At 45.8% G+C, this 12,613-nt stretch carries 6 protein-coding genes and 2 pseudogenes; all 8 read right to left on the minus strand.

Translation table 11 applies throughout. The annotated features are described in order from the left end of the window. Positions 1 to 117 precede the first annotated feature (117 nt). On the minus strand, positions 118 to 4,809 hold the full coding sequence (tccB, locus tag ACGF5R_RS13690) for an insecticidal toxin complex protein TccB (RefSeq protein WP_387691288.1): 4,692 nt from the start codon (positions 4,807 to 4,809) through the stop codon (positions 118 to 120). Between the two features lie 88 nt (positions 4,810 to 4,897). After that, positions 4,898 to 7,795 (minus strand): insecticidal toxin complex protein TccA, encoded by a 2,898-nt coding sequence (gene tccA, locus ACGF5R_RS13695; RefSeq protein ID WP_387691289.1) that lies wholly within the window; start codon positions 7,793 to 7,795, stop codon positions 4,898 to 4,900. Between the two features lie 527 nt (positions 7,796 to 8,322). Continuing rightward, positions 8,323 to 9,243: a nucleotidyl transferase AbiEii/AbiGii toxin family protein gene (locus ACGF5R_RS13700; protein ID WP_112878023.1), complete on the minus strand. Its 921-nt coding sequence runs from the start codon at positions 9,241 to 9,243 to the stop codon at positions 8,323 to 8,325. Then, the gene (abiEi, locus tag ACGF5R_RS13705; RefSeq protein WP_112878024.1) at positions 9,236 to 9,769 is read right to left on the minus strand and encodes a type IV toxin-antitoxin system AbiEi family antitoxin; all 534 of its coding nucleotides are present in this window, start codon (positions 9,767 to 9,769) and stop codon (positions 9,236 to 9,238) included. Before abiEi ends, ACGF5R_RS13700 begins: the two co-directional genes overlap by 8 nt. Positions 9,770 to 9,900: 131 nt before the next feature. Then, positions 9,901 to 9,993 (minus strand): annotated as a pseudogene (locus tag ACGF5R_RS13710) (DUF6392 family protein); the annotation flags it as partial. Between the two features lie 108 nt (positions 9,994 to 10,101). Next, entirely contained in the window at positions 10,102 to 10,569 is a 468-nt protein-coding gene (locus ACGF5R_RS13715) for a DUF6392 family protein (protein WP_387691291.1), read from the minus strand. Positions 10,570 to 10,677: 108 nt separating this feature from the next. Next, positions 10,678 to 11,145 (minus strand): DUF6392 family protein, encoded by a 468-nt coding sequence (locus ACGF5R_RS13720; RefSeq protein WP_387691292.1) that lies wholly within the window; start codon positions 11,143 to 11,145, stop codon positions 10,678 to 10,680. After that, positions 11,145 to 12,603, minus strand: a pseudogene (locus tag ACGF5R_RS13725) (S-type pyocin domain-containing protein). The gene ACGF5R_RS13720 and the pseudogene ACGF5R_RS13725 overlap by 1 nt, the downstream one beginning before the upstream one ends. Positions 12,604 to 12,613: the final 10 nt, after the last annotated feature.

Here is a 12,613-nt window from a genome sequence, read left to right on the forward strand (position 1 = left end):
TTTGTTTTAAAGCTTCCCTTCCAATGAAATGGAGAAAGATAGCAAGATTGATTTTAGGTATGACAGATCCTCTCCCACTCTGGCTACCAGAGTGGGAAGTCTTAGTTAAAAGTTAATTTAAAAGAGTGTTTTCTTGACTTGGCTAGCGAAGCTGACGCCGCCGTCGCAGGCGGTATAATGTACCTGCACCAGTACATCATCCATATTCGCCAACAGTGACGCCTGAGTGTCATCCGCCTTCAATGTGTTGCCATCAATATGTTCATCCACAGAACGCGGGAAGTTGAGCGTCCATTTGGAAACTGCTCCAGTCCCCTCAAATGATAGATAGCGCTCATCTTCCAAACGCAACTCAAAGCTACCGGCATCATTAATGCCAGAAGAGAGCGCCACCTGCTGGCTGGCCCGCAGATTGGTGACAATATGCGTCGCATCACCCTCTTTACCTGTCGGATCATTGAGACGTTTAACACCATTGATATCTGCTGCTAACAATGTACTGCTGCTGGTCTGAGTGAGCGTTGCCTTCACGTTTTGATACGGCCCGATCAACGTCGGCAACGTCACTGACACGGTTTTAATCTGGCGCAAATAGTGCCCCGGATAGTCGTTGTCAAATAGCTTTTCGCCTAATGTAAAATCAACTTTGCCTTCGGTTTTTAACTTATTGAAACCATCATCACCCAATAAGTTTTTGAGCGACACAGTACGGATCACATTAAGACGGCGTTCGTGACGAGCCAAATACGCCGCTTCCATTTGGTGCAAATTGAGTTGCAGAGTTTCTCCCACTTGCAAACCACGGTAATGGTCGTTCCAGGTACCGGTCTGGATAAAAGTGGTGGCATAGTCCCCCAATTCATACTGCCAGCACGCCTGAGCAGAAAGGCAGAGAGCAACCACGGCATCATACGCTTGATAATACAACGCGGATAATTGACCACTCAGCCACTGGTACAGAGTCGCTTGGGTGAAACGAGTAGTTAAGTAAGTCAACATGGTTCGAATTTGTACCTGCTGTGCCTTCGCCTGTTGCAGGGAAGTCTGAGCTGCTTTCTCGCGCATTGCCAACGCATCTAACTGTTTCTGTAATGCGTCGACCTCAGACTGTGCCTGTTGGTACTGGATTTGCCACTCTTCACGGCGTCGGCGGTAATTCTCCGTGGTTGCCAGACGATCGGCCACCACGCTGGTGGCTTGTCCGGCAGCCATCAGCCCGATGGCAATCGCTTCTGTTACCCCTTCATAGCGCGAGCCACCATCAGCCAAGCCAAAGATATTCGGGATCACTTTCAGTGCCCCACTGGCAGTTTGTACACCGGTGGAAGAAGAAATCAGGGATTGTGCTGACGTTTGAGTGTCCATCACCAGTTGTTCCGCGCTGGAGATGTTGTTCTGATACAAGGTGTAATAGTGGTCATGACGTTGTTGCGCCGTTGCCTGACTGGCTTGCAGCGCCAGACGATCCGCCGCCAATCCATCCAACGCCTGTTGTTGTAACGTGATGGCATAGCTGGACATATCCAACAGTTGCTGTTGCGCCAACTCTTCTTGACCGGCCCGTTCGCTACGTTCCAACAAGCTAAGCAGGTTCTGACCAAAACCGGTCAACGTACCCACAGCGCTGTAAGCCCGCGGTAACATAGCGCTGAAACGGTACGGTGGCACTGTTAACACGGCACCACTAACACCATTCGTCAGGGTACCGGACTGAGCACGCTGAGCCAGCAACGCAACTGGATCAGCAGGTGCAGCATACAGCGGCAGCGAAAGCGGCTTGCCATCAACGGTCAGGTTATGACGCAGATTGTATAGCCGTGCATCCAACGTATCCCAGTGGGACAACATCAGAACATTGAGAGGTTCATTAAAGTAACCATTATCTGCCAGTTTCAAGTAGCTCACATTGCGGCCCGGCAATGCAGGTAAAACGGTATTACTGTTAGCCAACTGGTGCTCAAAATCACGTAAAACCGTTTTTTGCCCGGCAGCCAAGGTATCGAGGGTTTGTGGTGTCCAAGTGCTACTCAGCGACACATCCGGCCGAGGCCCTAGCAATTCAGCGGCCAGATTGTAATAGACACGGGCCTGAGTCAGACCGTCACGAGTCAATTGGCGGTACCACATGTCTCCCTGAGCAATCAAGTTGCTGGCATAGGCGATAAACACCGCTTTCTGGTATATCACCGGATGGGCATAAGCCTGAGTGTCTGGGTCTATAGAGTCGCCCAAATAACGAGAAAGATCGCTGTGTCCTTCAACCAACGGGCGTACATTCCAGTAAGCCGGGGCATTGTGTGGCTTGTTTTTCATCGCCGGGTCAAAGATGTAATGCAAACTCTTTTGTGCCGGCGAAAATTGCTGTTCGTTGGCAAAACGTGTAGCAACCAAAAACGGCAGGTGAAAGAATAACTCCCAGAAATAGAGGCCATTTGAACCGTTAAAGTCCATTGGTTCACTTTTGCCGTCAGTCACTAAATCAGCTTCCAGAGAAGGATCTGCCTGCAAGGTATAATCCAACAAACTATCCAACCCTAAATTTGCCTTTTCAATTAAGGTACGCACAAAGGTGGTATTAAGACGGGTTTTCGCGGGTAAAGATGAGGTCAAGAAATCCAGATATTGCACCAAACCACGTTTACTATCGTAACGGGAAATCAATCGCGGAATGGCATCTGGCGCTTTGCTATCCTGTAATGCGACATAGACATTGAACCACTTACTGACCCAGGAATAGGCCCCTTTTTTCCCTGATGGGCGGTCATAATGATCCCACACGACATTCAAACAAACCTGTAGGTAGTTTTTATTCGGATCAGTGGAGAAATCCGCTTCGGACAGGGTATAGGTTGTAGAATAGGTCGCACCGCTGGCAAGTTTGAAAGTTTGATCACTGTAGCGTTTAAACAGATTGCGCCCATCCGCCGTCTCAGCATTGATTTCCTGATAGAATTTGCGGTTATCGGCGATTTTCTTGAAGTTTTTTATATAAGTGAGATGACCAGCACCTGCGAAAAAGGCAATCAAGGTATCAGTACTAATAGCATAATTTATTGCACCGGCCCAATCCCCCAAACGAGTACCATCCGGAATATACAGGTTATAACTGCTAGGATCATCCCCTACCCAAGCGATACCGCCATTTTTCACAGTAACAGAATGGTGCCCATAAAGCAGGAATATGGAATTCCATGCATCATTAACGGGCTGGTTTATATCCCATGTTCCATTAGGAGTAGACCCTCCACCATAACCCTGGGGATAATAGGTGATTACTGCATTATGGAAGCTGTAATAGTCTTCATCATCGTAATCCAGGTAAAAACCCTCATCCCCTGTCCATGAAAAGCCATAACCAGACGTAGAATTGTTCTCTCTGTCAGCACTCCCAAACGTATGGCGGTTAATAAAATCCCCATTAGTTGTGGTTTGGATATGGAGTGTCAGACCATCTTGATCGATATCCACATAGGCACCGGTAGTACCCTGCTTCAAGTCATCAACTTTACCTACCCAACCCGTATTTTCAGGATCTTCTGTTGAACCAGTAATAACCTTAGTAATCACATACTTTTTATCGTATACCGCAAATTGCAGGCAATTCTGATCATTTGTTTCATCACGGTAAGTACTGAACAAAAAGTTTTTACTTAACGGCTTGAGACTATGGCGATTAAAGGCTGAGTCACAATAGAGATAACCATACACAGCAGGACGGTTTTGATATGGAGTCCCCGTAAAATTACGCACAAACACCCCCAACATCAGGCGACCATACGGGTTACTGTCAGTTTCCTCTGTCGGGTCAATACTAAAATCGGTAGTAGCCAGCAGATTAACCTGTCGTAATGCCATATTCGATTCATCAATCAACAGGCTGGATCGCTGTGTTTCTGAACTTTCACCTGTTTGCTGCGTCATCAGCGTGGTAGTATTTGGTGCCGTCCAAGTATCATCATAGCGTTTATAGCCAAACTTTATGCTGTAAGCATGGGTGTTACTGATATCTTTGCCATTAGCGTCTTTCTCTTTCTGTACCGCTGGGTCACGCTCAACCCAAGCTACATACAGTCGGTCGTTATAAAATACTGGGCGAACAGTATGTTCCAGCACCGTATCACCAGACAGCGGCAAGGTGATTTCCTGCCAATCATTCCAACAATTTGGCGTTACTGGATTTCCCGCCGGATCTTGACGATTTTTACTTAAATCCATCTGACGCCAGTAGTAGCGATACGGTTTAGTGGTAGTGCGACCAATAAAGTAATAAATGGCTTGATCAAATTTATCCTGATTAATATAACCACTGAGCACATACAGATTACTCACTGCTTCAAACTCATTGAGGTACGCCAGAACAGCATCTTGCACCCGGTCCGGATCGAGTCGGTTCTGGTTTAAAGTCGTTTCCAGCTCCGAGAAATAATGGCTTTTTTCCTGCCGGGTGATGGGAGAAATGTAGTTCTCGGCGTAATTTCGAACCTCAGCCCCCGCAGCCCAGATGGCATATTGGTTATCATTATCACGCCATTCGTTAGCGGTAGAGGGTTCCATTGCTTGGCGCCCCGGTTCAGAACCATTGACCAGACGAGTCATATATTGCTGTATGCTGGCAATCGCTTGTGCTACCCGACTCGTCTCAACCTCATCAGCCACTTCCGGGTCAATTAGCAAATATTCGTACAAGTCTTCCACCGTCACTGGCTGACCACTGACGCCTTTCAGCGTTGGTGCCACAAAATTCATATAGCCAGTCACCAACGCATCACGCTGGGATTCATTCAGTTGTTTTTCCATTGTCGATAACATAATTATCTGCCTTACTTAAATGGCGGTTTAGAAACAGCCTCATTGGGGCCGTACGGAAAAATCAAATCCACTCAGATAGTGAACGTACTCAGTTACTACCCTTGACATGGAATACACCAGCTACCAGCGCCTGACCGGTGCTTTGCCAAAGGGTATAATCACTGCCACGACTCAGAAGATAGCCTTGCTGTTGCTGTGTAACACCAAGACCCGTCTGGTTCTGTGCCTGCTGCAGACGCAGAAGCGTATCCAGTTGCGGAGTGGTTTTAGCAATCCCGCCTAATACCGCCCAAGCGGCTTGCAGTTCGTTAGCCTCCCAACCCAACAGAGTTGCTAACGTTTGTGCAGCATCAGCTTGGCTAAACTGCGTGGTAGCATTAGCCGTGCGCAGGTAGGCCAGTACATCATCTTCTGTACCACCAGCTTTACCCACTTGGAGCAATAAATCGCTATAACGGCTCAGGGTATAGAGCATCCACAAACTAATATCGGTCACTGTTTCTGCGGAAGCACCAAACCAGGCTGGATAGTCCAACAAGGTTTGCACCATTGCAGGACTCAACGTGAATTGCTGGGTTAACAAGGAGCGGCGTACCACTTCACGTAATTGACGCAGATAGTCAGCGGGAATATCGGCGGCGGTTTTAACGATATCTTTCAATGCCCAAGTCGCACTCAACCACTGATAGACAGTTTTTCCACTCCAACGCAGCAACAATGCGGGCAATGATTGACTCACATTCAGAGTCTGCGCCAACAGACTGACGGCCACGCCTTGCTGAGTTCGCTGTGCTTGATTCAACGTATTTTTCAGAGTGGTGATTGCCAGCTTTTTATCTGCATCAGACAAACTTTGTGCATTGACCACAGTTGCTATAACACTTTCCAGACCTGCATCGGTCACCAGACCAACCTTATCAATAAGCGGGCTATTACCTGCCAAGAGCAGAGCAAACCAGTCAATAGCCTGACCATTGGTATCAACTAATGGCGCACCACTGCGGGATAACAACGAGGCATCCACAAATGTACTGCCCAGGTTCTGCCATACTTGACGGATAAAATTCAATTGATCGTCAGTGCCCTGAGCAGTGAAGGTAGAGTTGTTGCTCAACAGTAAAAGTAAGGTTTCAACGGGTAAATCGTGCTGTTGTTGCCATTGAGCGATCGCACTTAGCGCTTGCAGCAAACTCAGAATATCCGCCACCAACGGGGAATCCTTTTGCGGTGCAGTGATAGTAGGTTTTCCTGCCAATTGCTGCCAGACGATGCCTGTACCTGCATCTAATCGATCAGCCAAGGCACAGAAAGCCTCTGGATCTATCCCCAATGTACGCGCCAGATTAGCCAGACGGTAGAACGCCGACACCACAAACAGATTACAGTTGAGCGTGCTTTGCGTGACATTTCCCTGCTGGCGAGCAATATTATCCGCCAATAACAGGAACTGACGATGATTAAGGCCCAGTGCAGTGCTAATATGCTTAACACGCGCCCCATCTCCCCCGGTGGTCAATGTATAGACAAAATCCTGATTATCTATTACAAACGGCGTATCAAAGGCGCCGACGGAGTTAAACACCTGATCTAAGAACGGAGTTGCCGGTGTAATGGCAAACGGGGTCACCACACGCAGCCAACCAGCAAATTGTTTGGCGCTAACACCGTATTTCGCCTGATAATGTTTGAACACTCCCAACACACGCAGCGTATTGTCGTTCATCAACAGCGCACTATTTCCCGCTTCCGCATCCATAGCAGAAGTCACCAACAGGTCAATATCTTCATAGGGCAGATTCAGCCATTTTTGTAGGCGCACGATGCGGTTGATACGGTCCAACTTGTCATCGGTTAGATTGTTAACCGTCAGAGCAAAATGCGCCTCCGCGCCACTGCGACTCAAGGTAATCGCCTCCGGCTTACCGGCATGAATAAAGCGGGTGCCGTAAGCAAATGGCGTCGCTGTCGTGTCACTAGAACTCACATTATCAGACTTAACCACCGTAGAACCCCCGACAGTTGAACACAACATCAGTTCTACCTGGGGTACAGTCAAACTTGTTCGGCCAGTCAGTATAGTCATATCGCTGAAACTGTTCTTCGTAAGCGAGCTGTCACCATAATTTAGCTGATAGAAATCCTGACCAACGGTTTCTGTAATGATTTTCTGTTGTTCCGGCGAAAGCTGACTCGCCATGATTTGCAGTCGGGTCAAAGCACTGGCAGTCGTATCGCTCAATTTTCCTTTTGCTGTAGCCCAGAAGTTTTGCGGCAGATCCAGCATCTGCGGCAAGGTGATATCCTGCAACGTGGTACCCAATACCGACTGAGCTGTCTGAATCTGCTGATGACCATAATGATACGGCAGATTATTCGGGTAACGGGTGGTGGAGAGTTTGGCATTTACCGCTTCCAAATCAGCCAAGCTCAGTTTCTTCTGAATGGCTTTGGACAGAATTTCATTAACCAATTGTAATTGCGGTACAACCTCATTGATCGCTTTATCATTAATTAACAAAGCCCCGATATCGGGTCGGCGCTCCACCAGCGTATTCATAATGGCACTGGCGCCACTCTTTTCCTGTTCAAGGGCCAATTGATAAATATGAGTCAGATAAGCTACCGGCGCATCATTCGCTTCCGGCGAACCACTCGGTGCTTTATCTTTCCAGCCCGTGTTTGCATCCAGAAACTGATTGGCGTAATCCGGGCCTGATACAGAGAACGGACTTCTCAAGCTAAACTGAACAGCTTCACTAAGAGAATTACGGCGAAAATGATGTAACACCTGATGAGCATAGCCCACTGCCAGGTCATACATTTTTTCAGCACTGCGCCCTAGATCAGCACGATGCTCACGAATAAAACGCTCACGCGGCATACGTACCACATCAAACACTGAGGTATAACCAAGGCCGGTCAATTTACCGGGTAAGTTGTGGATCTCTTCGGTGCGGGAAATCAGGGGACTGGCGAGTTGATTCATACGGACTCCTGAATTGAGGTTTATCATGAGAAACAGGTTTTTTCGCGCAAAAAAATAATCACCATCGTTATGTATAAGAGAGGGACCAGATCAAACATGTGCCTTTAGAACATCAGGTCCTCCTGCCTTCTAAAGGCGCTATACACAGTGATGATGTGTGAGGAAAAATATAATAAATCACAAAACTTGCTTACATTAAAAAATAAAATACAGACAATAAAATAACTTTACCTTTATATAATTATTTAGAGTAAATATTTACTTATATTTATGATTAATTTACAAAATCATTAATAATAGTTTGTAAGAACGCACTTTTAATAAGGTAATACCAGTGTGCTGGAATATTAATACATGACTGAGATAATAGCAGGAGAATAGTCTTTTATATCAATGTGATGAATATTCTTGATGTGTTTTTATTATTTTTCTAAACAAAATATTCTATTGAAAGGTAATGAGAAGTGAATAAATCAAATTACAGGCTCAGCCAGAGCTGTAACTGGCTTTTTTTATGTCTAAAATCCTTACATCTTAAAAGGAATGTCGTTGTTTTCCTCTGCATACAACCCTTTTTGCACTGTAATGAGTAGTTCTTTCAGTGTGTTTTCGAGGTAGCGCATGAAATCAGCCTTCCCTATAGTCCTGCTGTAAACTGGCGCAGGGATAAAGCGTTTCATTTCTTCCTGGAATGTGCCTGAGGCGATGAGCGCTTGAATAGAGTCCAGTCGTGCCTGGAGCAAATCAGCAAATTCAGTTAAATGATAATCCGACAGCTTGCGTTCGATCAGGCTGACATCAGGGGCAACCCCCTGCTGTTTCAACCAGACCAAATCCCACATGTCACGATGACGAATATGTTTGGTTGTTGCGGGGAATGAAACCAGCTTATCAGCCATGATCTCAGTTAACTCTTCCACCGATACGATTGTTTCTGAGTAGCCATCAGGTAAAACAGAGTAATTGCGTGTTAATGGGCGCGGATTCTTGGTATACGCCGGAATGTTTGCAATCTCAATCTTGATACGCTGTTTTGGCAAATCCTTCCGCTCTGGTGCTGTAGTGACGGAAACTTGCCATTTATCGATTTTCACATCGGCATACTCAGGTTCTTTTCTGAGTTCGTTCGGCTCCTTTACCGTAACCTCAAGACCGTAACGTTCCCCCAGATACTTTTCGACGCTCTCTTTAATCCTGTTCAAGTCTGCCGAACAAAAGTTTCGGCCACCAGCAAAGTCTAAATCCTCACTGAACCGGTTAGAGCCATAGCATAGCCTTAGCGACGTTTCCCCCTGAAAAGTCAAGGTCTTCAGTAAACCATCTTTAGCCAAGCAATATAAAATGTCATAGTGCAGCAGTTCTTTCTCAACCACGGGCCTGATGTTGGCAAGCCCATCCTGAGTAACGATTTCATCGACAATAATATTAAAATCAGCTTTATCAGGCATATTCCAATTCCTCCTGTTGGATCAGATGTGTGTTTCTGCCTACTCGCCTTAAATCACGAAGAGCTGTTTCTTTTTTAGCGATACGCATCGGCCCCCGGCTTTCCAGCGTTCCTTTCAGAATTTCGCTTGGCCTCCTGTTCGTGTGCGTAATCTCAATGACCCCCCAGGGAGTCTCAAACTCCCCTGATCTGCCTGTTGACATGATCGTGAGTCTATCAATAGGGATTTGCGAGATAACTCCATACTGGGACAGCGCAGACTCAAGGCTGATGTAGTTATATTCTCCACGCCTGATATTGATTGCGATACTTTCCAACGGATACGCTCCCAAGCTCATGCGAGCATTTGCATAAATCCCTTTGGTGATGCGCACCAATAACCCCGCTTTGATAAGACGGTCAATGGATTTCTTCAATGTTCGTAACGTTTCATCAGCAAAAATGACTTCCAAGTCCCGCAAAAGAAAGATGTTTTTACCCATCTTACCTAATTCGTCTAATGTTTTAATTGCAGTGACCTTATCCAACTCTCCATCTCCACATTAAACCCCCTTTAAAGGGAGTTTTGTGTATAGATGTATATTGTAGCAATTATATCTACACACATAAACCCCTTTAAAGGGAGTTATGTGTTAACATAAATCAGTAAAGACAGAGCGGGTTTGGTTTTATAAAGGATTAATCCTTCATCAAAAATTTTCTGATAAGTTTTCCCCAAACTATTAATTAGGGCTTCAACGTTGATAGTCATTATTTATATAACCTCAGCTCTTGATTTAGCCAATTCATCTGAGACTTAACTTTCCAAACTGCTCGCAAATGAATTGGCTTTCGAAGATAACCGTCCATCTATTGTTGATTACCAACGGACTTCTGATGTGGGTAAAAAAGTCACCAATCTGACCCGCTCCAGCAAATCATAATCAACTTGCATACTAGTTGGAATACGAAAATCCAATAAGGTATATAACTCAGTCCAGCCAATTTCTCTCGTTAACCTTTTCCTTGGCGGAAGTAATTTTTCTGGCTCACCAAAATGTTCATGAATCCATTGCCTAGACATCAGCAGTATCAAAGGGGAAGGCAATTCATTAGGAAATATAAAATTAGGTCGTTTGTGATCAATTAAAGTCAACGTTATCTCAGTAAGTATTTTATTTTCCCGCAAAAATGATAAGAAAATCCCTTCTTTAACCATATCAAGAGATATATCAGAATCTCCGGGAAAACCTGTCGGTTTTGTCTTATAAGGAATTAGCCCTTCATCAAAAATTTCCTGATAAGTTTTACCTAAACTATTAATTAGGACTTCAACGTTGATAGTCATTATTTATATCACCTCAGCTCTTGATTCAGCCAATTCATCTGAGACTTAACTTTCCAAGCTGCTCGCAAATGAATTGGTTTTCAAAAATAACCTCCCATATATTATTGATTACCAACGGACTTCTGATGTGGGTAAGAATGCAATTGATTTCACTTGTTCCAGCAGATCGTAATCAACCTGCATACTGGTTGGTATGCGAAAATCCAAAACAGTGTATAAATCAGCCCATCCAAATTGACGCTTCATTATTACCTCTGGAGGCTGTGATTTTTCAGGCTCCCCAAACTGCTCATGAACCCACTGTCGTGACATTTGAGACACTAAAGGAGATGGTAACTCATTCGGAAATTGATATAAGGGTTTCTTTTCATCAAATAGAGTCAATGTAATTTCTTTTAAACGCTTTCCCTCGCGATAAAACGCCAGAAAAACTCCCTCTCTTACCATATCCAGACATACCACTTCATCACCAGAGAAACCTGATGGCTTAGTTTTATAAGGAATTAATCCTTCATCAAAAATTTCCTGATAAGTTTTCCCCAAACTATTAATTAGGGCTTCAACGTTGACAGTCATTATTTATACAACCCCCGTTTTTGATTTAGTTTATGCATCTTCGATCTGGCTTTTTCAAGCTGCTCCTCTGTTGCACCATAGTCCTTCAACACCGGCTTTATTGTATTAAAATCACGATCTACTGCGATTCTTAGATCCTTTGCATCCTGTTCTATTTGAGACGGGTTATTTCGCCCCCCATAAGTTGCACTGAACTTCTGATGAATTTCCGCTGGGATGATAATAGCCGCAACATCTTTTGCATATCTGCTAACTGACCTTCAGTAAGCCTCGGATTTAATCTTTTCAAATAAGCCTTAACAGCCGCAGCCGAAGGCATATGATCCGCATGTGTTCCATTTCTTAGCCTGCCCGCAAAATTTCTATACAAATCCACTTCAAACAATTTCACCGGCGGTTTACTCAAATACACATACACCGGCGGCATATTCGGAATGGGGAATACCAGAATATAATCGCGGAAATCCTTCTCTTCCGGCATCGGCAACGATTCAATATCGCTGCCTACTTTAATCCGGGATCGGCAACACGGTTATTTGCGACGGAATAAACGGCTGTTCTTCATTCCCGGTATGCGCTGGAACCTGAAACTCCTGCTCGTTCGGCGTCCATAAAATTGTCGGCCGGGTTTCTCCCGGCTCCCAGAACTCGTAATTACCGGTGGTCCGATTCAGCGTCATCATGCGAACCGGCACTTTATCCAGGCCGCCTTCCGGGCTGACGTGATAGCCCTGAACCGTCATCCTGCCGCTTTTTTCATCTCTGATCCAGCGAAAACGTACACGAGTTGGTGCTTTACCGTACTGTTCCGCTATCTGTCTCAGGCGATACGGATCTAAGTAATCCTCTTCCCCCTGATTTAAAGACGGTGAATAAAACAGCCCCATTAACCCAACCGTTACCGGATTCGGTGCCGCCAGCCAGCGTCCAGCACTGATAGCGCCACCACCAATGTAACGCATCACCAGTGTCTCGCCATCTGCTACCGCGCTACGGGCAGTGGCGGCCACAGCGGTAGCAGCCGCTTCGGCATTATCTTTCCCACTACGAAACCACCGCTTATACCACGGTTATTTTTTATCCTGCGGCTTATCCGGTTCTGGCGGGTGTTTCTTGTCCTGCGGAGGTGGTTCAGGCTCTTGCGCCGTGACTGGAGTAGGAGATGACGGCACCTGATATATCGCCATTCTGCCAAAATTATCTGCCGGTTCAGGTTCAGTTCCAGCATCGGTACACCCTTTACCCCGCTGGCAGGACTTCGTAAATACCGGTATCGGCGGCGGAGGTGTCGGCGTTACAGGCGGCTTTGGCTGAATACTACCCGCTTCCTTTGTCGGCGAGGAGAAACTCTGCATCACTATATGCTCGCCCATTGAATGTCATGGTGTGGTCACCGGTAATAATCTGACCGCCGCAAGTTGTTTTATCACCAACGAGCAGGAAATATCCTATTGCCATCTATTCACTT

This window comes from Photorhabdus sp. RM71S (assembly GCF_042879355.1).
Taxonomy (GTDB): domain Bacteria; phylum Pseudomonadota; class Gammaproteobacteria; order Enterobacterales; family Enterobacteriaceae; genus Photorhabdus; species Photorhabdus kayaii.